A 23291-nucleotide genomic window follows, 5' to 3' on the forward strand; every position below is an offset into this window, starting at 1 on the left:
TCGCAGTACTACTCGCAAACAGACTGCCGGTAACGCGGGGCCTGGTCAGTGCACCGCGCCGGCCAGCGAGCACATGGGAGAGCCCGGTTGTTACTTGTCCGCAGAGGTTGATATCGAGGCCCCCGGCGGCGAGCTCTACTGGCGCATCTACTCTCTTCCGACGCTCATTGATGCCCGCGGTGCAGCGACGCACGCAGGGCGGGCCGTGGCCGCAGAAGTTCACGGAAAGGCATGGCTTCACGTGATGGGGACGCCAAGCCTGGTCTCATCCGCTAACAAGCCGAGGCACCACCGGACCCAGCAGGGTGTGGAGCGCGCGCTCCGGCAGATGTCAGCTTGCCGCCAGAGACGAACACGCCGCTTGGCACAAAATTGCGTTCATCAAAGGATGGTCTATCTCTGAATCAGAGGCTCGAGAGGCATCTGAAATTCGAAGATCGTGCCGCTGTCTTCAGCGGACATGACGTGTAAGGTGCCCTCGTGCGCGATGGCGATCTGGGATGCGATGTACAAGCCGAGACCCAACCCCTCTTCAGGCCGAGCGGCTCCCTGGCGATCGAATGGCTCGAATATGCGTCCGATTTTGGTTGGTGGAATCGCCCCGCGATTGGCGACACTGAGACGGAACACGCCGTCCTCCGTGCTACTGATGACTTGTATGACCGACTCCGGGCTCCCATGGATCACGGCGTTGATAAGCAAGTTGCTCAACAGCTGGGAAATTCGATACTGATCGCACAAGACCCCATCCGTAATGTCGGTCGATGAGGTGAATGTGCGCTCAGGATGTGCCTGCCTGATTTCGTCGATTACCGCATCCAGGCTACTTGCGAGATCTTCGTTCACTTCCTTGCGCACAAGCATTCCCCCACCTAGGCGCCCGCGCGCAAAGTCCATGGTGACTTCAATGAGCTCGTGTATGCGCGCCGTGCTTTGCTTGACATTACCAACAAGCTTGAGTTGCTTCTTGTCCAGCTTGCTTGTACCGATGATCTCGGCTGCCATGGTTATTGACTGCAATGGGTTGCGGAGATCATGAGCCAGGACAGCAATGAACTCTTCGCGGAGTTTTGCTACCCCGTTGGCGAGCAGCAGGCTATTTTTCGACTCGTCGATATCGAGTCTTGACTGCGCGAGCGACATCTCGCGTGTCGTTGCCTCCGAACTCGCGCGTGTCCGGTCATCCGCACTGTCGACATGCAAACCGTACAGGTTGGCAAGCCTCTGCATGGATTCCACCTCTTTCACGGAGATGGGGCGAGGATCCGGATCGAAGGCGCATAGCGTTCCAAATAGCGCGCCATCGCGAGTGACCAGAGGCACGGCCACATAGCTACGAAAGCCCATAGTCGCGGGAATGTCGTCTTGGTCCAGGCTTGGGCCCTTCTCCGCGTCGGAAATGCAGAGGGGGGTGCGTGTGTCTTTTACCTTCTTGCACAAAGTTAGTTCGGCATTAAGTCGGGTGCCCCTCCGGATGCCATAACCGGCTCGATCAATAGCATCGAGCGCGATCCAGCTTTCGCGTGTGACGCGAGCGGCCACCGCGCACCGCATCCCAGTAATAACTGCAACAAGCTCCAGGATGTCGCGACTTCCCGTAGAGGAAGTCACGACAGACCCCTCAACCACTGCCTCGCTATGCATGCTCTTCCCCTTGGACTACGAGGAAGGTGCGCTACTTAAGGATCGCTGTCCAATCACAGGCCAAGCGAAACTGAATCATTAAGCTTTGTGCGCAACAAAGCGGGTGCGTCTTACTCGATCCGGGCCTTCCAAAAGATCAGAAAGGCAAATCGAAGCCGTCGCCTATTCACTGGGACTTATCGACGCTCGACTGGTGCCGCAGCTTGACAGAGAGAGAAATATGCAGGGCGAAGACCCTCCTTGCTGCTCCACGTGCATCGGCTTGCAAGCAGGCTCCCTCACGCTACAGGTTCGGGGCGCGGTTGTTTCAATGCATTTGCAAGCACGGCAGCCGCATCCGGCGAGACCTTCCATTGATCATACTCCTCGTCCATGACGGCCAACTCTTCTTTGGAAAACAGCTTCCTGGCCATCTTGAACATCGTGGTTTCCTCTTCCTTGGCATGGTGATCAACAAACTCGCCCAGCACCTTGGCGGACCCCGCGAACTCGACCGAGCCGGTGTCCTTCGCCTTCAGATCCGGCAGCACCGCAAGTTCAACTGCGCGATGCTCCTGCAATGCTTCCGCGTGCGACTTGAGACCCTCCCTATCTGCTCGCGCTTTGAATGCCGGGTAGAACACGAGCTCTTCCCACTTGGCATGTGGGATCAAACCGCTCTCGATCTCGTTTAGAATGTGGCCGCGTGACTTCTTCGCCCGATCAGTGGTCTTTTCCATATCTGCGAATAGCTTGCGAAGTTCATCGTGCTCACTCTTCAACGTTTTGAGGATGTCGCGCATCTGCCTAGTTTCCTGTTGATGGGTAAGCAGCATGCGCCTATCGAGTGAGCGCGGGGTGACGAGTTCGAAGTAGTGAATCCTAGAGAGATGCTGAGGCGGGAAGAAAGCCGCACGCAACCAGGTAGCGCGTAGCATCCTCCCGGATCCGCATCTGATGCTCTCGATCACCAGAGGCAAGCAGGGCCTTCATAGCACTTTCCAAGCGTGCACGCAGCGCCTCGTCACGGAATCCGGCTGCATGCATCACGCGAGCTTCAGTCTTGAATGATTCCCATGCCTCATTGGACCAAAGAGGCGTCATGTTCTGCGAGGCATCCAGTTGGCGAGCTCCCGGGCATAGGACAAACGTGGAGTTGGGTATGGCAGGAGCGCCACAAGATCGCCTCGTCCGCACGCATGGGCGATGATGTGCTGCCGCTCCATCGCCCAGCCCTCCGCCTTCGATTTTCCAATCTCGACGGTTCGCACAGCGAATCGCAGCGGTGTAAGACCAGGTGCTTTGAGCAATGATCGGAGCACCCAAACGTCGCGATCAGGATCAATTTGCATGAGAGCATGTTCGCCCAGATGCAGGATGTGCTGGTCTCCCTCCTGCCGCCATTCATAGTCCAGCGAGAGCTCACGGATGCTAGGCATGTGCAGGATATCCACGATGGGACAAACCACACTACGCCGTTGCCGTTGCGCTACCGTGAGGATGCCGCGTTGAAGACCGACAACATTTCCCGTTGAGGGGCAACTCGGTCAACACCTGACGAAAGACTTCCGTCCGTCGGTCCGGCGAACGAACCGTTGACTGCCGTATAGCCCTAAGGCTGCACACGGTCGTCATGTTCGTCGGCGCATGGTGAGTTTCCGACAACCTTGTCGGTGGAGATGCATCATGAGCAGCACCAAGAGCAGGCCGGACCAACCACAGCGAAAGACGCCCGCCACAGTCGCCGGCGAACGACCAGAGAAGACCGTAACGGGTAAAGATATGAAGCCCGCGAACTCGCCAGGGAAGGGCGAGCAGCGCAATCCCAGCAAGCGATCCTGAGCGGGAAAGCGACTCGAAATCGCATTGGCGCTGGCCGTCGTTCTCGTAAACGTCCAGCCCCGGATTCAACATTCGGCGAGGCGCGCTCATGACCGTAGACCCTGCAAGCGTGGCTGGCGCGCTCATGAAGAAGATCTGCTACCAACTGAGGCCTTCAGCCAGCACCACTATGTCGCCTTGCTCTTGCTGTTCCAGGCCAAGTCCTGGCGGACAACCTTGCGCCTACTGCTTGACGAGCGAGCTCGGGAAGCTGATAGAGAATCATGGGGCGGCGGTGCGCTGGCTCGAATCTACCAAGCAAGCCACCCAGGACGAAAACACGGTCCTTAGATACGCCCGTCAACTTCATGAAGTCGGGTGACCATAGCCGCTCCCCAAGGATGGGGAAGTACGCAAAGATGCGTCAAATGCGTGCCGGCCGAACCTAGAGTGAGCTGGATATGAGAACGCCATCGGAGATTCGCTCTCTGTTGCAGGAAAGCTCGGCTCGGCTACGAGATGGTCAGGTCGGGAATCCTCGCGAGTTTCTACGGATGCTACGAATCCAGCTGCTGTGTGACGTGCCCGCAGAGATGGAGCTCAGTATTATTGAGGGTTTAGCAGTGTTGGACGCTAGGTTTGACGACAAGGCGCCCGAGCTACTCACTTTGGGTGAGCTAGCGCCTCAGCCTGACTGAAACCCTTTTTCGGAGCGCCGCCCAACCTCAAATGTCGATGTCTGCTTTGGGTCGGGAGCGGACATCGGCTATACGCTCGATGAGAGAGTCTCGGCCCCACAAATTGAGGCGCTGCAGCCCCCTAACTTAGGTTGTAGTGAAATTCCGAATAGTACTCTCCGGCGCCAACTGGTATCTCAGCGAGAATGGCGCTGATCTTCGATGGAACTAGCGCAACCATACGCCTTGCCTCTTCATCCGCACCTGAGGCAATCAAGGATGTGATGATCCCTCGATGGTAGTAAGGATCCAACTTCTCACGGAGGATCTTCCCAGCCCGCTCCGAGCTGCCTGCCACGCAGATGCAGGAAGTAACTCCTTCACCTGTCGCTAGGTAGTTCATATAACCGATGTAAAGGCCCTTCTCGAACATTGATGAAGCATCATCGTTTTTCATACATCAGCCTCCGTAAGCTAGGAAAATTCTCTGGCCAGCATCCTTTCTGCCGCGGTCACGCTGCGCCGGCCAATGAACACCGTATAGCTGTGGCCTTGGGCGCGCGCCTTGACGTGCTTCAACTTGGAAAAGTCATTCCGCTTATATGAATTAAGTGTGCTCACACCAAGGCGACGGCATATCGAGGCCACAGACTCGTAAGCACTACCGAACTGGCGCACCGAGACCTCAAGGATCCTCACTCGACCGGCATACCTCGTGTGCTTCAAATGGCCAAGCCTTCGAAGCGATGTGACAACTGCCGCGGAACAACCCAGTATTTGACCCGCTTCAAACAGAGTGATGAGCGAGGGTTTGTTATGCAATTGCGGAAGAACTGTCTTCAGTGCTTCTGACTGGACCTGCGCCACACCCATGCCGGAACCCGAAACCTTTCCTATCACCAGGGATGGGTTGTCAAGAAGATAAGAGAACGTGTCGGCCTTTTGTTCTGGCGACGCTGCGACCTCAAAGAAGAGCCTGTCCAAGGAGATAGCATCGCTATTGCGGCAATGCTTCTTTCCTTTTAATAGCTCGCCTAGCCGTTGAGCTAGCTCTCGCGTGTCTTCTCCGGACAGGCTTCCCGGAAAGGCGGGACGGTGTGCCGCCACATAGACGCCTTTGCTTACCATCACACGAAGCGTCTCAATGGAAACGCCAACGACTTTCGCCGCGTCACGAATTCCGATAGCAGGTTCCCGGGTAAGTCGCTGACGCCTTGCCCAGTCCAGATCGACGATGAACGGACGACGGCCCGTGGGCGAGACTCGACGCATGGGAATTTCTCCAGCGACGATGAGCTTCCGCATGGTCAACATGTGCAGTCCGAGGATCTCGGCAGCCTCACCGACGGTGCCCAGTTCTCTGGCGAGAGCATCGCAGACATCGAAAATTTCATCGTTCAGCCTTTTGTAGATCTAGTGTCGAAAGAGGACTACAAGGGCGCCCAGGTAATAATTACGGGACCGTCTTTCACGGGACTTGCCGGAACTCACCGAGTTAACTTCTCGCATGTCTACGTGGCGCGATAACAGTGAGGCTTAAGTCTCCGATGCGGTACAGATGCCGCGTCTTGGGGTCCCCAAGCCGCGCCACAACGCAGTCCGCAGATCAATGGAATCGACTTGGATGTAGACGATCGGCAGATTCGCTGAAGGGATAGACCTTGCGGCAGAGGGGTTGCTCGGATGTCCAGAGATACCTGACACCACCGTGTCCAACAAAGAATGATGCGTCTGGCTCAGCGCCTATCTACTTATGATCGGTACGCCTTGGGACATTTTCTACCAAGTGGCACGTGCAACAAAAAAGGGCTCCCGCGAGGGAGCCCTTTGTAGTTTTAACCACTAGCCAGTAGGCCACTAGCAGCTTATGCCTATCCAACTAGCAGCTTATGCCTATCCAACTAGCAGCTTATGCCTATCCGCACATAAATCCATCCTTGGATTCTGCGCTCACTCCTCACCCGCACTTCGAGTAACCACAGTTCAAGCACGTCGCACACCCGTCCATGATGACGAGCGCCTTGGTGCTGCACTTGTGGCAGAGGGTCGCGGAGGGCGGGAAGCTGGCGCCATCGCCGGTCACGGCGATGTCCTCGGCGGCGCCCTGGGCGGGCGCGGCCGGTGCAACGGTCACGGTTTCGCTTACGTCAGAGTTTTTTTTTGCGCGGTCTTCGTACTGCTTGCGCTTCTCGGCCAGGATGGCGCGCTGGTGCGCGCTCATTTCCGGATCGTGGATCAGGCCGATCGACTTCATGTGCTCTTCCACGATGGCGCCCAACTCCGCCACCAGCGACGGCATGTACACGCCACCGGCCTTGAAGTAGCCACCGCGCGGATCGAACACGGCCTTCATCTCGTCCACCAGGAACGTCACGTCGCCGCCCTTGCGGAACACCGCCGACATGATGCGCGTCAGCGCCACGATCCACTGGAAATGCTCCATGGACTTGCTGTTGACGAAGATCTCGAACGGACGGCGCAGCTCGTGCTCCGTGCCCGCGTTCAACACGATGTCGTTGATGGTCACGTACATGGCGTGCTCCACCAGCGGCGACTTGATCTTGTAGGTGCTGCCGATCAGGACTTCCGGGCGCTCGATGCGCTCGTGCATCTGGATGATGTTGTCCTGCGGGGTTTCCTTTTCCACCGTCTCGCGCGGCACCGACGCCGCCGGAATCGCGGCCGCGGCTTCGCGCGCCTTGTCTTCCGGGGTGAGCACGCTGTAGCCCTTGATTTTCTTGTCGATCTTGACGGCCATGACGGTGGAATCCTGTTCTTGTTCGATGTGTTGTCGTGAATGGGCGGCGCCTGGCCTTCCGGGCCGGCTCCCGCCCCAACCCTCCCCCGGACCCGGGGGAGGAGGGGTGAAGCATCAGGTCTTACTTACGGGCCGCTTTTTTGGTGGCTTTCTTTGCGGCTTTCTTCGGGGCTGCCTTGCGCACGGCCTTCTTGGCCGCTTTCTTCGGAGCGGCTTTCTTCGCCGCCTTCTTCACGGGCGCCTTGCGGGCGACCTTCTTCACTGCTTTCTTCGCTGCCTTCTTGGCCGGCGCCTTCTTGGCGGCGGCCTTGCGGGCGACCTTCTTGACCGCCTTCTTGGCGGCGGTCTTCTTGGTCGCTGCCTTCTTGGTGGTCTTCTTCGCTGCCTTCTTCGCCGTCTTCTTGGCGGCCTTCTTGCCGGTCACCTTCTTCTGCAGGCTGGCGGCTTCGGCCTTGGCGGCGGTGCTGGCGGCGGCCAGCTTCTTCTTGGCCTTGGCGACGGTCTTCTTCACCGCCTTGGTGGCCTTGTCGGTGCGCTTGGCCACGGCCTTCTTCGCCTTGGCGATGTCGGCGGTCACCGTCTTGCGCGCCTTCTTGGCGGCCTTCTTGGCCTTGGCGACGGTTTCGCTGGCGGTGGTCGCCACCGCTTCGCCGATCCCCGCCACTGTTTCCTTCACGCTTTCGGCTGCGCCGGAAAGCGTCGCCGTGACACCATTACCGTTGCTCATGTTGCCCTCCTTGCGGGCGAGGTTGGTTGACGCTGCCGATGCTATACCCGATGGCGCGGGGTGGAACGGTGAAGCTCATGAATCGTTCGTTGCTTTTCCCTTCTCCCCGCGAGCGGGGAGAAGGTGCCGAAGGCGGATGAGGGGCCGCTTTTCGCGAGAAACCAGAAGCAACTCGCTGCGCTCGCTCCCCCTCACCTGCCCTTCGGGCATCCTCTCCCCGCAGGCGGGGAGAGGCGTAAAGCCAGTCCTCTTTCTTTCCCTTCTCCCCGCGAGCGGGGAGAAGGTGGCCGGAGGCCGGATGAGGGGCCGCTGTTCGCGAGAAGCCAAAGGCAACTCGCTGCGCTCGCTCCCCCTCACCTGCCCTCCGGGCATCCTCTCCCCGCAGGCGGGGAGAGGGGAAAAGCAGGTTCCTCAGAACTTGCCGTAATAGCCTTCCTTCAACGCGTCGAACAGGTTGGCGGCGGTGTGCATCTCGCCGTCGTACTCGATCTGCTCGTTGCCCTTCACCTCGATGACGTTGCCGTCTTCCAGCTCGAAGCGATAGGTGGTGTTCTCCAGGTCGGCCTCCTTCACCAGCACGCCCTGGAAGGCGGCCGGGTTGAAGCGGAACGTGGTGCAGCCCTTCAGGCCCTGCTGGTGGGCGTAGCGGTAGATGTCCTTGAACTGCTCGTACGGGTAGTCCGTGGGCACGTTGGCGGTCTTGGAGATGGAGCTGTCCACCCACTTCTGCGCAGCGGCCTGCACGTCGACGTGCTCCTTGGGGGAGATGTCGTCGGCGGCGATGAAGTACTCCGGCAGCTTGGCGTCGGCGTCATCGGAGAACGGCATGGCCTTGCCGTTGACCAGCTCGCGGTAGGCCAGCAGCTCGTAGGAGTAGACGTCCACCTTCTCCTTGGACTTTTTGCCTTCGCGGATCACGTTGCGGCTGTAGTGGTGCGCGAACGAAGGCTCGATGCCGTTGGAGGCGTTGTTGGCCAGCGACAGGCTGATGGTGCCGGTCGGGGCGATGGAGCTGTGGTGGGTGAAGCGGCTGCCGACTTCGGCCAGTTCATCGACCAGCTCCGGCGCCACCGTGGCCACGCGCTGCATGTAGCGGCTGTACTTGGCGTGCAGCACCTTGCCGGGGATTTCCTGGCCGACCTTCCAGCCGTCGGTCGCCATTTCCGGGCGCTGGCGCAGCATGGCGGCGGTGACGGTGAAGCGCTCTTCCATGATCGGGGCGGCGCCCTTCTCCTTGGCCAGCGCCAGGCCCATTTCCCAGCCGGCCACGGCCATCTCGCGGGCGATCGCCTCGGTGAACTCGCAGGACTCGGCGCTGCCGTACTTGTGCTTGAGCATGGTCAGCGTGCTGCCCAGACCCAGGAAGCCCATGCCATGGCGACGCTTGCGCAGGATTTCCTGGCGCTGCTGTTCCAGCGGCAGGCCGTTCACTTCGACCACGTTGTCGAGCATGCGGGTGAACACGCGCACGACTTCCTTGTATTCCTCCCAGTCGAATCGCGCCTGGTCGGTGAAGGGGTCGCGCACGAAGGTGGTCAGGTTGACCGAGCCCAGCAGGCAGGCGCCGTACGGCGGCAGCGGCTGCTCGCCGCACGGGTTGGTCGCGCGGATCGTCTCGCACCACCAGTTGTTGTTCATCTCGTTGACGCGGTCGATCAGGATGAAGCCCGGCTCGGCGTAGTCGTACGTCGAGACCATGATCATGTCCCACAGATGACGGGCACGGATGTGGCCGTAGATCTTGCAGGCCACCAGGCCGTCGTCGCGGACGATGTAGTTCTTGTGGGTGGGCCACTCGCGCCAGACCACTTGGGCGGCGTCTTCCACGTCGATGTCGCCCTTCTCCTTGATGTTCACCGGGAACACCAGCGGCCAGTCGGCGTCGGTGTCCACGGCTTCCATGAAGCCGTCGGTGATCAGCAGCGACAGGTTGAACTGGCGCAGGCGGCCGTCTTCGCGCTTGGCGCGGATGAAGTCCTTGACGTCCGGGTGGGAGATTTCGAACGTGCCCATCTGCGCGCCGCGGCGGCCGCCGGCGGAGGACACGGTGAAGCACATCTTGTCGTAGATATCCATGAAGGACATCGGGCCGGAGGTGTACGCACCGGCGCCGGCGACGAACGCGCCCTTCGGGCGCAGCGTGCTGAACTCGTAACCGATGCCGCAACCCGCCTTCAGGGTGAGACCGGCTTCGTGGACCTTCTCCAGGATGCCGTCCATCGAGTCCTCGATGGTGCCGGAGACGGTGCAGTTGATGGTGCTGGTGGCCGGCTTGTGCTGCTGGGCGCCGGCGTTGGAGGTGATGCGACCGGCCGGGATGGCGCCACGGCGCAGCGCCCACACAAAGCGTTCGTACCAGTAGGCACGCTTCTCGGGGGTGCCTTCGGCGTCGGCCAGGGCACGGGCCACGCGCTGGTAGGTACCGTCGATGTCGGCGTCGAGGGCCTCGCCCTGCTTGGTCTTCAGCCGGTACTTCTTGTCCCAGATGTCCTGGGACGCGGGCTGCATGGGGACCAGGGTGGGCTGTTCCGTCTTGATCGCCTCGAGGCGCACCGTACTCATGGTTGTTTTGTTCTCCTGAACGACTGGAACTTCAATGACTGTGGTGGCGGGTGGGCCATGGCCCACCCCGGTGATTCATCGCGGCCCCGGCGGACAGGGACGGCACCGCGGGCGGCCGCACGAAATGCGCCGCGCCGGTTGCCGGATTGTGGAGGTGGGCCCTGCGAATACGGTGGTGCCCACTGCTTCCCTCGACCTCATGCGCCAATCCCCGAAGGCGCCCGAATTCCCAAGGCGTGTTGCCCGAAAAAACACCAGCACTTGGGTCCGCTTCGTGCTGGACCGCAACATCTTGTGTCAGCACGAAGTGGCAAAACTACGCCCGGGGGTCCCCCCTGTCAACCGGATTGACATGACAATTGCATGGCATCACCCCCACCGTCCGTCATCACGCGGCGGGGGCGGCCGGCGGGCACGGCCGGTGAACTTCATTGCAGGTTTAGGGGTCCGTCAGCAGACTCATTCAGGTTCGCGGAAGGCCACCGGCCGCCCGCTCCCTCCGACGCAACGAGCTGCCGACCCACCATGAAGAAAGCGCTGCGCCCGTTCCCCACCCTGATCGCCCTGACTGCCGCCGCCGCCTTCGGCGGGTTCGCCGCCACCGGCCTCAACGACCTCTTCCAGAAACCCGCCCAGGCCGCGCCCAGCGCCGCCGTCGCGGTCCCGACCGTCGCCGCGCTGCCCACCGCCGTGGACGGCCAGGTGCTGCCGTCGCTGGCGCCGATGCTCAAGCGTGTCACCCCGGCGGTGGTCAGCGTGTACAGCCGGCAGACCGTGCGCGTGGCCAGCCCGCTAGGGCCGTTCGGCGACGATCCGGTGTTCCGCCGCATCCTGGGCATTCCCGACATGCCGCGCGAGCGTGTGGAGCGCGCGCTGGGCTCGGGCGTGATCGTCGACGCGACGCGCGGTTACGTGCTGACCAACCACCATGTGGTGGAGAACGCCGACGGTGTATCGGTGACGCTGAGCGACGGCCGCCAGGTGGAAGCCGAGTTCATCGGCTCGGACCCCGACACAGACGTGGCGCTGATCCGCATCCCCACCCAGGGCCTGACCGCGGTGCCGATGGCCAATAGCGACCAGTTGGAAGTCGGCGACTTCGTCGTCGCGATGGGCAACCCGTACGGCCTGGGCCAGACGGTGACCTCGGGCATCGTCTCGGCGGTGGGCCGCAGCGGCATCCCCGTGGCGGGCTACCAGAACTTCATCCAGACCGACGCCTCGATCAATCCGGGCAATTCCGGTGGCGCGCTGGTCGACCTGCAGGGCCGGCTGGTCGGCATCAACACCGCCAGCTTCAACCCGCGAGGCAGCATGGCCGGCAACATCGGCCTGGGCTTCGCGATCCCGATCAACATGGCGCGCGGCATCATGGACCAGCTGATCGCCAACAACGGCGTGGTGCGCCGGGGTACGTTCGGGGTGGAATCGCAGGACGTGGACGAGCGCACCGCGCGCGGCCTGGGCCTGGACGTCGCGCGCGGCGCGCTGATCACGCGCGTGTACCCGGGTTCGGCTGCCGCGACTGCCGGCCTGCAGCCGGGCGATGTGGTGCTGTCGGCCAACGGCCAGCGCGTCGACAACCGCGCGGCCCTGCACAACTTCGAAGGCCTGCAGCCGGTGGGCACGCAGGTGAAGCTGGACGTGCGCCGCGACGGCAAGCCGGTGCAGCTGGATGTGGCGCTGAAGGAAGGCGTCCGCAACGCGGAGGGCGCGACCCTCGATCCGCGCCTGGCCGGCGCCACGCTGAAGGAGCTGGACGAATCCGCCCGGCAGCAGCTGCGCGGCCTGATCCGCGGCGCGCAGGGCGGCGTGCAGGTCGGCAACGTGGCGCGCGACAGCCGTGCGTGGAACAGCGGCCTGCGCCCGGGCGACATCATCGTGGGCAGCAGCAGCGGCGAGTTCGGCGATCTGCCCGGCTTCCGTGCCAGTTTCGAGCGCAAGCCGGCGCAGCTGGTGTTGAACATCCTGCGCGGACGCGGCACCGGCCGCCTCCTGATGCAATGACGCACACGCGGTGGACGGCATAACAGCCCGTTCACCGTCGTGCATTAGAGTGACCCCATCCCCCGCCTGCAGCAGGAGCCGACGATGACCATGCCCACCCACACCGATGCGCTGAAGGCCAACCTCGGCGAAGCCGGATCGCACCTCGCCTCGGCCGCTGCCGCCGCCGGCGAAGCCATCAGGGGCGCCGCCAGCGCCGCCGGCGACGAGTTGCGCCTGGGCAAGGCGAACATCAAATCCGAACTGGCCGACAGCGCGCTGTCCGGCCTGGCCGCGGCCGAAGCCGGTGGCGGTGCCGCCAGCGAGCAGGTCGACGCCTTGATGGACAAGGGCCGCGACCTGATCGACAGCGCCGCCGACCTGATCCGCGAGCGCCCGATCGCGTCGTTCGGCGTCGCGTTCGCGGCCGGCTGGATCATCGCCAAGCTGGCGCGCAGCGGCGGCAACAAGTAAGCCCATCGCGTGAGCGACGCGCCCCGCGACACCGACGCGCCCCCACCGCCCGACCTCATCGACAGCCTGAAGGAAGTCGGTGAGGCCGGCCGTGCCGCGCTCGGCTCGGCCAAGGACACCGGCCGCGCGATGCGCGCGCTGGTGTCGGCGGATTTCGCGCTGGCGCGCAGCGCCTTCGGCCGCGCGCTCGCCTGGGCCGGCGTAGCGATCGTGTTCGGCGCCTCGGCCTGGCTGCTGGTCACCGGCGCGCTGATCGCGCTGATGCAGCGCTTCGGTTTTTCATGGCTGCAGTCGCTCTCGTTCGCGGCGCTGCTCAGCCTCGGCGTCACCGCGCTGGCGATCTGGAAGGTGGGACGCTACTTCGACTACACCGGCATGCATGCGACGCGCCGGCAGCTGTCGAAGCTCGGCCTGTTCGACGAGGACCGCGCGGACGAGGAAGAACCGCCCGTGCCGCCGGCCGCCGGCAACGGAGGGGCCTGATGCGCTTCGAGCAACTGCAGCAGCACGTGGAGCGCGCCGAGAAGCGGGTGGAACTGCGCGGCGCGCAGACCTCGCTGTACTGGACCATCCTCAAGCAGACCTGGAAGGACGGCTGGACACCGGGCCGCATCGTCATCGCCGGCGTGGTCAGCGGTTTCCTGGCCGGTCGCAGCGATCCGTTGCGCGCCATGACCGGGGCGCGCTGGATGCAGATGTTCACCGCCGTCTCCAGCTTCGTCGCCACCGCACAGGCGGCGGCCGCCGCCGAGCAGGCGGAGGAGGCCGTCGACACTGCGCAGGATGTGCAGGACCAGGCCGAGGGCGTGCAGGCCGACGATGAACCGATGGTCGACGAGGCCTTCGACGAGGACGACATCGTCGTCACCGCGCCGCGGCCGGCCGAAGCGGCCACGGAACTGTCAGAGCGCTGACCGCAGACACGCTTGTGGGAGCGACGTAAGTCGCGAGCTTTCTCCTTCCAGTTCCCGATCCGCCGCCTTGCGCGCGGATGAACGCATGCACCGCCCTGGCGGCGGCATCCGTCGCGACTCACGTCGCTCCCACAGGATTGCCGCCACAATCGCGCCTTCACTACGGCCGCGACCCGCCCATGAGCACTCCCGCTCCACCCGACACACCGCCTGCCCCGGTCGCCCCTCCGCCCTCGCGCCCGCGGGCGTCGACGCCGCTGCTGGTGCTGGCGACGCTCGCCGTCGGCTACACGCTGTGGGCCGCGCAGGAGGTGCTGCTGCCGGTGCTGCTGGCGATGTTCTTCGCGCTGGTCGGCAACCCGATCATCCGCACGCTGCGGCGGATCTACGTGCCGCGCTTCGTCGGCGCGTTGATCGTTCTGGTCGGCGGCATGGCCTTCACCGGCCTGCTCGCGCAGAAGATGCTGCCCTCGGCGATGGAGTGGGCGCAGCAGGCGCCGCGCGAGATGCGCCAGCTGGCCCCCAAGCTGCGCGAGCTGACCAAGCCGGTGCAGGACGCCAACAAGGCCGCCGAGAACTTCGCCCGCGCCGCGGCCGGCAGCCAGACCTCGAATCGCCAGCCGCAGGTGGTGCAGGCCGCGGTCGACGATCCGTACCGCAAGCTGCTGGCCACGCCGCGCGTGCTGGCCTCGCTGCTGGCGGTGGTGCTGCTGACGTTCTTCTTCATGGTCTACGGCGAGAACCTGCAGCGCAACGCGATCGCGCTGCTGCCCGGGCGGCAGCAGAAGAAGTTCACCGTGGAGATCCTGCATTCGATCGAGCGCGAGGTATCGCGCTACGTGCTGACCATCAGCATCATCAACACGGTGGTGGGCTTCGTGTTCGCCGGCGTGCTGTACCTGCTGGGCCTGCCGCTGGCCGAGGCGCTGCTGTGGGGCACGATGGCGGCGCTGCTGAACTTCGCGCCCTACGTGGGGCCGCTGATCGGGATGGTGGCGATGCTGCTGGTGGGTTTCATCAGCTTCGAGCAGCCGTTGCAGTCGATGCTGCCGGCGATCGCCTATCTGGTGCTGCACACGATCGAGGGCCAGATCATCACACCGATCATCCTGGGCAAGCGGATGGCGCTGTCGCCGCTGGTGCTGATCCTGGCGCTGATGTTGTTCGGGTGGCTGTGGGGAATCATCGGCCTGTTGCTGGCGGTGCCGTTGCTGGTGTGCGTGAAGCTGGTGCTGGCGCGGGTGGAAGGGATGGAAGGGTGGGCGCGGTTGCTGGAGTGACCGCGGCGAGGGCGCTTCAAGCCCCTCTCGCTGCGGGAGAGGGGTTGGGGTGAGGGGCAACGGAGACGTTGTCTTTGCTGGCCCGGTTTCTCGGCCATATCCGCGATGGGATTGGCTCTGTGACCTTGCGGGATGCATTTTCTTTTTTCGATAGATGGCGCCGCTCGCCGCGGGGGGCGTTCTTTCTTTGCTTGTGCAAAGAAAGAACCAAAGAAACACACCCCAGGCGGCACGCCCGGCGCTACGCGCCGGGTCCGCGAGCAGGGCGGGAATTTCCGTAAGGCACATCCATGTGCCATACGGGAACGCCGCCCATCCGGGGCGGCGCCCTGCGGGTTTTACCCGCCCCGCTCGCCGTGCCTCATGGGGACCCGAGGGCAACACCACCAGCAAAAACGAGCCTCGACTCCTCGGATGCAGCTCTTGGGGCCCCTGAGGTCCGGCAGTCACGACGGGTAAAACCCGCAGGGCGGCGCACAAGGATGTGCGCCGTTTTCGGCCGGGGCAGGATGCCCCGTCCGAAAATTCCCGTCGGGATTGCGAACCCGCCGCGCAGCGGCGGGCGGACCGCCGGGGTGTGTTTCTTTTGCCTACTTTTCTTTGCACAAGCAAAGAAAAGTAGGGCCCCCGCGGCGAGCGGCGCCATGCCTGGCTGCTGAAGAAGCATCCCGACAGGCCCGACAATCCAACACAAACGCCCGGACGGGCCAATGACACGCACAGCCAACGGACTTCGTTGGCCCTCTCCCCAACCCCTCTCCCGCTGGGAGAGGGGCTGAACCACGGCCCGGTGAAAGGACCGCTGCCCGCCCGGGTGTAAAATCGCCCCGATGAGCTTCCCTGTCCGCGCCATCACCCTCGACCTCGACGACACCCTCTGGCCGTTCGCCCCCATCGGCGCCCGGATCGAACGCGTCCTCGACGACTGGCTGCGCGAACACAGCCCCGCGACGGCCGACATGTTCCCCGTCGACCGCATGCGCGCCGTGCGCGAGGACATCTTTCTCGCCTACCCGCAGTACAAGCACGACCTCAGCCGGCTGCGCCGGATGACCCTGGAGCACGCCCTGCGCGAGAGCGGCGCCGACATGGCCCTGCTCGAACCGGCCTACGAAACCTTCTACGCCGCGCGCAACCAGGTCGAGTACTACCCGGATGCCCTGCACGCGCTGGAACGCATCGCCGCCCGCCTGCCGGTGGCTGCCGTCACCAACGGCAATGCCGACCTGCAGCGGATCGGACTGACCCACCTGTTCAAACACCAGATCCACTCGCGCGAACACGGCGCGGCCAAACCCGACGCCAGCATCTTCCACGCCGCCTGCGGCCTGCTCGACGTGCCGCCGGTCGAAGTGCTGCACGTCGGCGACCACATCGAGATGGATGTGGTCGGCGCCCTGCACGCCGGCCTGCGCAGCTGCTGGATCAACCGCCCGGAAGACCACGACGGGCAGCCGCAACGGTGGCCGCACGACGCGCTGCGCCCCGACCTGGAGTTCGCCACCCTGACCGCGCTGGCCGACTGGCTGGACGCCCACCCCGACTTCGCCACGGAACACGCCGCCGCATGAGCGCTGCCCTCGCCTACACCGACTCTTCCTCCCTCGCGCGTCCGCTGCACGTGCTCGAACGCACGCATCTGGCCGCATGGCGCGCGACGCAATCGCCGTCGGTCAACGCCTGGATCGACGCGCAGAACTTCACCGCCTCGCCCGGTTCGCTGCTGCTGCTACCCGGCGACGAGGGACTGGCCGGCGCGGTGATCGGCATCGGCGACCCCCTCGATCCGTATGCCTACGCCCACGCGCCCTTCGGCCTGCCGGCGGGCGACTGGGAAGTGACGGGCGACCTGTCCGACGATGCGCGCGTCGCGCTGCAGCTCGGCTGGGGCCTGGGCAGCTACAAGTTCGACCGCTACAAGCAGCAGCCGCGCAAGCCCGCGCGCCTGCTGCTGCCGCAGGCCGATGCCGAGGCGCTGGACCTGCTGGCCGCCAGCCTGCAGGTGCGCGACCTGGTCAACACGCCGACCGAGCACATGGGCCCGGAAGAACTGGAAGCCGCGGTGCGCGACTTGGCCGCCACGCACGGCGCCGAGGTGGACGTGATCGCCGGCGATGCGCTGCTGGCGCAGAATTTCCCCGCCATCCATGCCGTCGGCCGCGCCTCGCATCGTGCGCCGCGTCTGATCGCGCTGCGCTGGGGCGATGCCTCGCGACCGCACGTGGCGCTGGTCGGCAAGGGTGTGTGCTTCGATACCGGCGGCCTGGACATCAAGCCGGCCGACGGCATGCGCCACATGAAGAAGGACATGGGCGGCGCCGCGCACGCGATCGCGCTGGCGCGCCTCGTAATGGCGCAGCAACTGCCGGTGCGGCTGACGCTGCTGGTGCCGGCGGTGGAGAACAGCATCGGCCCCAATGCGTTCCGTCCCGGCGAAGTGATCGCCACCCGCAAGGGCGTCAGTGTCGAGATCGACAACACCGATGCCGAGGGCCGCATCATCCTCTGCGATGCGCTGGCCTATGCCGGCGAACAGTCGCCCGACCTGCTGCTCGACTTCGCCACACTGACCGGCGCCGCGCGCATCGCGCTGGGCCCGGACCTGCCGGCGCTGTTCGCCAACGACGATGCGGTGGCCCACGACTGGATCGCCGCCGGTGAGCGCATGCGCGACCCGGTGTGGCGCATGCCCCTGTGGCGGCCGTACCTGCGCTACCTGACCAGCGGCATCGCCGACCTGGCCAACGCCGGTTCGCGCATGGCGGGCGCCGTCACCGCCGCGCTGTACCTGGAGCGCTTCGTTCCCGATGGCATGAAGTGGGCGCACCTGGACGTGTACGCCTGGAACGACAGTGATCGCGCGGGACGCCCGGCCGGCGGTGAAGCGCTCGCGCTGCGCAGCGCCTACGCGATGCTGAAGGCGCGTTACGGCGCCACGGCCTGAACCACGGCGACATCGGTCGCCGCGATCTCGACCCGGTTGCGGCCGGCGTGCTTGGCGCGATACAGCGCCACGTCCGCCTGCCGCAGCAGCGTGTCGCCCAGCCCGCCGTGCTGCGGAAACATCGCCACACCGATCGAGACGGTCACGTGGGGCAGCTCCTGGCCCAGGTGGACCACGCGCATGCCCTCCACGCCGGCACGGATCGCTTCGGCGCGCGCCTGCACGGTGATCGGATCGGCTTCCGGCAGGATCAGGGTGAATTCCTCGCCGCCGTAGCGGCAGGCGATGTCCTCGTCGCGCGAAAGCGCTTGCAGCAGGCGGCCGAATTCGGCCAGCAGGGCGTCGCCACCGGCATGCCCGTGCACGTCGTTGAAGCGCTTGAAGTGATCCAGGTCCAGCATCATCAGGCCCAGCGGCATGCCGCGCCGCTCGCAGCGCGCCAGTTCGCGCGCCAGCGACTCTTCCAGGTAGCGCCGGTTGAACAGCCCGGTCAGCGGTTCGCGGATCGACTGCACGCGCAGGCGTGACTGCAGCTCCAGGCTCGACAGCGCCATCGACAACTGCTCGGCGGCGGTCTTCACCAGGTCCATGCGGGCGAGGAAGGCGTCATCGTGCCCCGACAGGTACAGCAGGCCGAGCTGGCTGCCCTGCGCGATCAGCGGCACGCAGACGTAGGTGGGTGTGGCCCCGAGCGTCGGCGTGGCCACATGCGCGCACGGCAGCAGTTCGTGATGGGCGCGGTGCACATGCGGCTGGCCGCGGCGCAGGGCCCAGCAATCCGACAGCGGCAACATCGCCGGCCCGTTGAGCGCGTGCTCGCCCCAGTGGGCGACCTCTTCGGCGTAGTCCTGCGAGGCGCGTACGCGGTACAGCGTACCGCCGGCATCCGGCAGCAGGCGCGAGAAGTACTGCGTGGCCAGGCCGACGGCCTCTTCCACGCTCACGCAGCTCTGCAACATGCCGCCGTAGCGGCTCAGCTCATTGAGGTCGGTGCCCTGGCGCTCCAGCGCATCGATGTTGTCCAGCAGCTCGGCCCGCGCCTGGTCGCCGGCGTCCTCGGCACGCGCGCGACGGCGGATCTCGCCGACCAGCAGGCTGTAGACCACGGCGATGATGATCAGGCCCAGCGGGATGCCGAGGATCGCGAGCGCGCGCAGCAGGGTGGCGCTGTTCCGGCTGGACGCGGCGCGCTGCACCAGCAGCTGCCGCTCGGTGGCCACCAGTTGCCGGGCCTGTGCACGCAGCGCGGCCGACGTGCGCCGCACCTCCTGCCCGATGGAGCGTTGCGCGGAAGGCAGGCCGCCCATCGCGTAATTGCCCAGCGTGGCGTCCATCTGGTCCAGCCGGCGCTCGATCTCGATCTTCCACGCCAGTGCGCGCCGCGTCTGTTCCGGGTTGTCGCGCACCAGCGACTGCAGCGCGGCGATCATCTCCGGCAGGTCACCGCGGCTGCGCTGGTAATCGGCCAGGTAGTCGACGTCCGCCGTCAGCAGGTAACCGCGCTGGGCCGACTCGCCGTCGCGCAGGTGCGCTTCGATGGCACCGACCAGCGCGATGACTTCATTCGTGTGCGACACCCGGTTGGCATCGCCGATGAAACGCTGCGCACCCAGCAGGACCCCCACCCCGATCAGGACGAAGATCGCGGCTGCGACGAGCAGGCCGATGCGGTTGGCGTGGCGATGGCGCAGGGGCATTGCAGAGTGGGGGCAGCAACGGTCAGGTGCAGACTAGGTCGCACTGTCCGGCGAGACAACCCGGCGCACATCCGAAGTGCCAACCACGGCACATCTTGCAGGGGCTACAGCCAACCGCGCTGGCGCGCCATCCGGTAGGCCTCGATGCGGTTGGCCACGCCCAGCTTGCCGATCGCCTCGGACAGGTAGTTGCGCACCGTGCCCTGCGAAAGGTTCAACTGCTTCGCGATGTCGCCGGCCGACTGGCCTTCACCCGCCAGCCGCAGCACCTGGCGCTCGCGGTCGTTGAGCGGGTCGGCATCGGACCACGCTTCCAGCGCGAGTTGGGGATCGATGGCGCGGCCACCGCGATGCACCTTGCGCAACGCCTCGGCCAGGTCTTCGGCGGGCGCATCCTTCAGCAGGTAGCCGGACACGCCGGCATCGAGCGCACGCCGCAGGAAACCGCCGCGCGCGAACGTGGTGACGATGACGACCTTGCACGCCATCTCGTGGCGCTGGATGCGCTGCGCCAGTTCCAGCCCGCTCAGTCCCGGCATCTCGATGTCGGTGACCAGCAAGTCGGGTTTCAGCCGCTGCAGCTCGCGCCACGCCGTCTCGCCATCCGCCGCACTGCCGACCACCTCGATGTCGGTCTCCATGCCCAGCAGCGCGGTCAGCGCGCCACGCACCATGGCTTGGTCTTCGGCGAGCAGGACGCGGATCATCGGAACGTCAGGGCGGGAAGGTTGCGCGACACGCTAGCAAATCGTGCAGGGTCTTGGGAGCCATCTCACCCTGTGCGAAGCAGGGACTTCAGAGGTGGGAGCGACGTAAGTCGTGATCGCATGAAATCCGCGCCCGGGCGCCTCGCCACGTTTCCACACCCCTGAACCATCCGGGATGTTGCCATCGCGACTTACGTCGCTCCCACACCCGCTTCCGCGCTCGCTGGCTGCCGCTCGACGGACACCGCTGCCTCCCTAGACGGCAGCGGCAGCACGATCTCCACACACGTGCCCTGCCGCAAGGTGGAATCGATGCGTAACTGCCCACCCCGCGATTCGACCCGCTCGCGCATGCCGGCCAGCCCGTTGCCGGGCACGGCGGCACTGCCGACGCCGTTGTCGCGGATGCGCAGCTGGACGTGTTCGACCGTCGATGTCAGCGATACCTCGGCGAGCGTGGCGCGGGCATGACGCTGGATGTTGGTGACCGCCTCGCGCAACGCCAGCGCCAGCACGGTTTCGAGATCGGGCGGCACCACGACTTCCTGCGCGTCGTAGCGCAAGGTGATGCCATCCGATTCCAGCAGCAGTTTGGCGGAGGCCAGTTCGGCCGCGATGCCGGCGGCACGAATGCCGGTCACCGCGCGCCTCACCTGGGCCAGCGCATCGCGGGCGACGCGGCTGACCTCGTTGATCTCGTTGCGCGCGGCCTGCGGATCGCGTTCGATCAGCCGGCCTGCGAGATCGGACTTCAGCGCGACCAGCGACAGCGTATGGCCGAGCAGGTCGTGCAAGTCGCGGCCGATGCGCTCGCGTTCCGCCAGCGCGGCCAGGCGACGGACTTCGTCGTGCGAGAGCTTGAGCTCGGCGCGCTTGCGCACGGTTTCGGACTGGAAGTAGTTGCCGGTGAACACCGCCACCGAGATGATCGCGGTCACCGCCGGCACGAACGCGGGGAAACCCAGCCATGCCGCCATCCCGCAGTACCCGCCCAGCAGTGCGAACAATGCGCCCACGCGTGTCCACAGCCTGCCCGGCAGCAGCGCCACGAAGGCCGCCGCATAGATCACGTAGGTGTTGGAAAACGCATTGAACGACATCAGGCCGTAGCCCAGCGCGGCGATGCCCAGCGTGCACAGCACGCGCGTCATCGCACTGCCGCGGTACGCGAGGAAGTACATCGGCAGGAACACCGCGACGGACAGCAGCGTGGGCCACAGGTACCAGCGCACGCTCTGGCCCCAGTTGGCATTGGACGGCACCAGCAGCGGCACGAACAGGAACACGAGGTAGCCCAGCAGGAAGATGGGCATCCAGCCGAGGCCCAGCGCCTCGGGCACCAGGCGATCCCGCAGGCGGGTGAGCGAGCGCAGCAGCGGAGAGGCGAGTAGGTTCATCGATGGCTCCTTGCAGCGGCCTGCGGATTCAATGCGCCAGCCGGCGGCGCGCCAGCAGGAAGAACACCCCCGTGATGGCCACCAGCACGGCGACATGCAGCAGCAGCGGACGTCCCGCATCCATGCCGACCACCTTCTGGGCGATCTGCGCCAGATGATACGCCGGCCATGCGGGCGCAGCGGTCTGCAGGAAGCCGGGCAACATCGTCAGCGGCACCCACAGGCCCGACAGGAACGCCATCGGCAGGTAGACCAGGTTGATCAGCGCCGGCGCACCACGCCCACTGACGAGCGTGCCCAGCCACAGGCCCAGCGCACTGAAGGGCAGCACGCCGACCAGGCAGGTCGCCACCAGTGCCAGCCATTGCATCGTCGACAAGCGCACGCCGGCCACGCCCACCGCCAGCATCGCGAGCAGCAGCAGGATGATCGCGGCAAACAGCACTGCCATCGCCATCTTCGCGACCAGGTACGCGCCCGGCGGCATCGGCTGCGCGCGCTTCAGCGTCAGCAGGCCCTGTTCGCGGTCCATCGCCACGGTCACGCCGAAGCCGAACAGCGCCACGCCCATCACGCCGAACACGCTGTAGCCCGCCAGCATGTACTGCGCCGCGGCGGGACCGCCCTTGCCGCCCAGCAGCACGCCGAACAGCAGATAGAACACTGGGGGAAACAGCAGACACGGCAGCGAGAAGGACGGCGTGCGCAGCAGGCGCAGGAATTCGTAGCGCGCTTCCAGCACATAGGCGCGCGTGGAGGAGAACGGAACGGCGGCAGTCGTATCCATCAGGCAGCTTCCTGGGTGGCGGCATCACGGGTGAGGGCGAGGAAGGCATCGGCCAGGCCGGCGCGCTGCACTTCCAGATCGGACAGCGCGGCATCCTCGGCCAGCAGGCGGCGGACCACGGACTCTGCGGCTTCGACGATGACCTCCAGCCGTGCGCCGTCGCGCTGCGCCAGCTGCACGCCCGGCCAGCCCTGCACCAGCGCCGCCGGCAACGCACTGGTGCAGCGGATGCGGCGCTGCGCGACGCGCGCGCGGATCTGCGACACCGTGCCTTCGGCGACCACGCGGCCGTGGTTCACTACCACCACGCGGTCGGCCAGCGCTTCGGCTTCCTCCAGGTAATGCGTGGTCAGCAACACCGCACAGCCCTGCGCGCGCAACTCGCGGATCGCCTTCCACAGCGTCTGCCGCGCATCGATGTCGAGGCCGGTGGTGGGTTCGTCGAGGAACAGCAGTTCCGGCCGGCCGCACACCGCCAGCGCGAACTGCATGCGCCGCTGCTGTCCACCGGAGAGCTGGCCGTAGTGGCGCTCCATCAGGCCATCGAGGCCGGCCAGCGCAACCAGGTCGGCCACGCTGCGCGGCTGCGGGTAGTAGGCGCGCGTCAGGTCGATCAGCTCGCGCACCTTCAGCGTGTCGGGCACGGCGGCGCTTTGCAGCATCACGCCGGCACGGCGGCGCGCGTCCAGCGACTGCGGCGGCAGGCCGAACAGTTCCGCGGTGCCGGCATCGGCACGCTGCAGGCCCAGCAGCAGGCTGATCGCGGTGGTCTTGCCGGCCCCGTTCGGGCCGAGCAGGGCCAGTACCTCGCCGGCAGGCAGCGCCAGGTCCAGGCCGTCCAGCGCCAGCGTCTTGCCATAGTGGTGGCGCACGCCGCGCAGGCGGGCCAGCGGTGCGGAGGTCAGGCTTGCCACGTTCATGCGACGGTCCCGTCGGA

General features: G+C 65.3%; 21 protein-coding genes. 8 read left to right on the plus strand and 13 right to left on the minus strand.

All coding sequences use genetic code 11. The features are described 5' to 3' along the window. Window positions 1-393: 393 nt before the first annotated feature. The 3 genes from ACSQ1W_RS15905 to ACSQ1W_RS15915 all read right to left on the minus strand — a co-directional run bounded on the left by ACSQ1W_RS15905 (window position 394) and on the right by ACSQ1W_RS15915 (window position 3077). Window positions 394-1644, minus strand: a complete 1251-nt coding sequence (locus tag ACSQ1W_RS15905) for a GAF domain-containing sensor histidine kinase (RefSeq protein WP_436044613.1) — start codon at window positions 1642-1644, stop codon at window positions 394-396. 278 nt (window positions 1645-1922) lie between these two features. After that, the gene (locus tag ACSQ1W_RS15910) at window positions 1923-2426 is read right to left on the minus strand and encodes a hemerythrin domain-containing protein (RefSeq protein ID WP_436044614.1); all 504 of its coding nucleotides are present in this window, start codon (window positions 2424-2426) and stop codon (window positions 1923-1925) included. 297 nt (window positions 2427-2723) lie between these two features. Continuing rightward, window positions 2724-3077 (minus strand): hypothetical protein, encoded by a 354-nt coding sequence (locus ACSQ1W_RS15915; RefSeq protein ID WP_436044615.1) that lies wholly within the window; start codon window positions 3075-3077, stop codon window positions 2724-2726. A gap of 232 nt (window positions 3078-3309) precedes the next feature. Between ACSQ1W_RS15915 and ACSQ1W_RS15920 the strand changes: the two genes are divergently transcribed. Continuing rightward, the gene (locus ACSQ1W_RS15920; RefSeq protein ID WP_436044616.1) at window positions 3310-3465 is read left to right on the plus strand and encodes a hypothetical protein; all 156 of its coding nucleotides are present in this window, start codon (window positions 3310-3312) and stop codon (window positions 3463-3465) included. 798 nt (window positions 3466-4263) lie between these two features. Here the strand turns inward: ACSQ1W_RS15920 and ACSQ1W_RS15925 are convergent. The 5 genes from ACSQ1W_RS15925 to ACSQ1W_RS15945 all read right to left on the minus strand — a co-directional run bounded on the left by ACSQ1W_RS15925 (window position 4264) and on the right by ACSQ1W_RS15945 (window position 10168). Further along, the gene (locus ACSQ1W_RS15925) at window positions 4264-4578 is read right to left on the minus strand and encodes a hypothetical protein (protein ID WP_436044617.1); all 315 of its coding nucleotides are present in this window, start codon (window positions 4576-4578) and stop codon (window positions 4264-4266) included. Window positions 4579-4595: 17 nt separating this feature from the next. Next, entirely contained in the window at window positions 4596-5426 is an 831-nt protein-coding gene (locus ACSQ1W_RS15930; RefSeq protein ID WP_436044618.1) for a helix-turn-helix domain-containing protein, read from the minus strand. Window positions 5427-6078: 652 nt separating this feature from the next. Beyond that, entirely contained in the window at window positions 6079-6879 is an 801-nt protein-coding gene (locus ACSQ1W_RS15935) for a TSCPD domain-containing protein (protein ID WP_436044619.1), read from the minus strand. A gap of 121 nt (window positions 6880-7000) precedes the next feature. Further along, entirely contained in the window at window positions 7001-7606 is a 606-nt protein-coding gene (locus tag ACSQ1W_RS15940) for a hypothetical protein (RefSeq protein WP_436044621.1), read from the minus strand. A gap of 411 nt (window positions 7607-8017) precedes the next feature. Further along, on the minus strand, window positions 8018-10168 hold the full coding sequence (locus ACSQ1W_RS15945) for an adenosylcobalamin-dependent ribonucleoside-diphosphate reductase (protein WP_192273370.1): 2151 nt from the start codon (window positions 10166-10168) through the stop codon (window positions 8018-8020). Window positions 10169-10705: 537 nt separating this feature from the next. On the opposite strand from ACSQ1W_RS15945, the gene ACSQ1W_RS15950 reads away from it, so the two are divergent. The 7 genes from ACSQ1W_RS15950 to ACSQ1W_RS15980 all read left to right on the plus strand — a co-directional run bounded on the left by ACSQ1W_RS15950 (window position 10706) and on the right by ACSQ1W_RS15980 (window position 17766). Continuing rightward, window positions 10706-12175, plus strand: coding sequence for a Do family serine endopeptidase (locus ACSQ1W_RS15950; RefSeq protein ID WP_436046219.1), 1470 nt, complete (start codon window positions 10706-10708; stop codon window positions 12173-12175). An 84-nt stretch (window positions 12176-12259) separates the two neighbouring features. Beyond that, complete coding sequence (locus tag ACSQ1W_RS15955; RefSeq protein ID WP_436044622.1) at window positions 12260-12628, plus strand: hypothetical protein; 369 nt, start codon at window positions 12260-12262, stop codon at window positions 12626-12628. Between the two features lie 9 nt (window positions 12629-12637). Beyond that, on the plus strand, window positions 12638-13111 hold the full coding sequence (locus ACSQ1W_RS15960) for a phage holin family protein (protein WP_436044623.1): 474 nt from the start codon (window positions 12638-12640) through the stop codon (window positions 13109-13111). Then, window positions 13111-13542: a hypothetical protein gene (locus ACSQ1W_RS15965; protein ID WP_436044624.1), complete on the plus strand. Its 432-nt coding sequence runs from the start codon at window positions 13111-13113 to the stop codon at window positions 13540-13542. The genes ACSQ1W_RS15960 and ACSQ1W_RS15965 overlap by 1 nt, the downstream gene beginning before the upstream one ends. Before the next feature lie 179 nt (window positions 13543-13721). After that, window positions 13722-14822, plus strand: a complete 1101-nt coding sequence (locus tag ACSQ1W_RS15970; protein WP_436044625.1) for an AI-2E family transporter — start codon at window positions 13722-13724, stop codon at window positions 14820-14822. An 830-nt stretch (window positions 14823-15652) separates the two neighbouring features. Beyond that, the gene (locus tag ACSQ1W_RS15975; protein WP_436044626.1) at window positions 15653-16393 is read left to right on the plus strand and encodes an HAD family hydrolase; all 741 of its coding nucleotides are present in this window, start codon (window positions 15653-15655) and stop codon (window positions 16391-16393) included. Beyond that, the gene (locus ACSQ1W_RS15980) at window positions 16390-17766 is read left to right on the plus strand and encodes a leucyl aminopeptidase family protein (protein WP_436044627.1); all 1377 of its coding nucleotides are present in this window, start codon (window positions 16390-16392) and stop codon (window positions 17764-17766) included. The genes ACSQ1W_RS15975 and ACSQ1W_RS15980 overlap by 4 nt, the downstream gene beginning before the upstream one ends. On the opposite strand, the gene ACSQ1W_RS15985 is transcribed toward ACSQ1W_RS15980, so the two are convergent. The 5 genes from ACSQ1W_RS15985 to ACSQ1W_RS16005 all read right to left on the minus strand — a co-directional run bounded on the left by ACSQ1W_RS15985 (window position 17748) and on the right by ACSQ1W_RS16005 (window position 23274). Next, on the minus strand, window positions 17748-19463 hold the full coding sequence (locus ACSQ1W_RS15985) for a diguanylate cyclase (protein ID WP_436044629.1): 1716 nt from the start codon (window positions 19461-19463) through the stop codon (window positions 17748-17750). The genes ACSQ1W_RS15980 and ACSQ1W_RS15985 overlap by 19 nt on opposite strands. A gap of 104 nt (window positions 19464-19567) precedes the next feature. After that, window positions 19568-20170, minus strand: a complete 603-nt coding sequence (locus ACSQ1W_RS15990) for a response regulator transcription factor (RefSeq protein ID WP_192273391.1) — start codon at window positions 20168-20170, stop codon at window positions 19568-19570. Between the two features lie 191 nt (window positions 20171-20361). Next, the gene (locus ACSQ1W_RS15995; protein WP_436044630.1) at window positions 20362-21567 is read right to left on the minus strand and encodes a sensor histidine kinase; all 1206 of its coding nucleotides are present in this window, start codon (window positions 21565-21567) and stop codon (window positions 20362-20364) included. A gap of 28 nt (window positions 21568-21595) precedes the next feature. Next, a complete protein-coding gene (locus ACSQ1W_RS16000; RefSeq protein ID WP_436044632.1) occupies window positions 21596-22354 on the minus strand; it encodes an ABC transporter permease in 759 nt (252 codons plus the stop codon). Beyond that, complete coding sequence (locus ACSQ1W_RS16005) at window positions 22354-23274, minus strand: ABC transporter ATP-binding protein (RefSeq protein ID WP_436044633.1); 921 nt, start codon at window positions 23272-23274, stop codon at window positions 22354-22356. The genes ACSQ1W_RS16000 and ACSQ1W_RS16005 overlap by 1 nt, the downstream gene beginning before the upstream one ends. Window positions 23275-23291 lie beyond the last annotated feature (17 nt).

Origin of the sequence: Pseudoxanthomonas sp. LjRoot143, from assembly GCF_964252945.1 — a bacterium.
Classification (GTDB): domain Bacteria; phylum Pseudomonadota; class Gammaproteobacteria; order Xanthomonadales; family Xanthomonadaceae; genus Pseudoxanthomonas_A.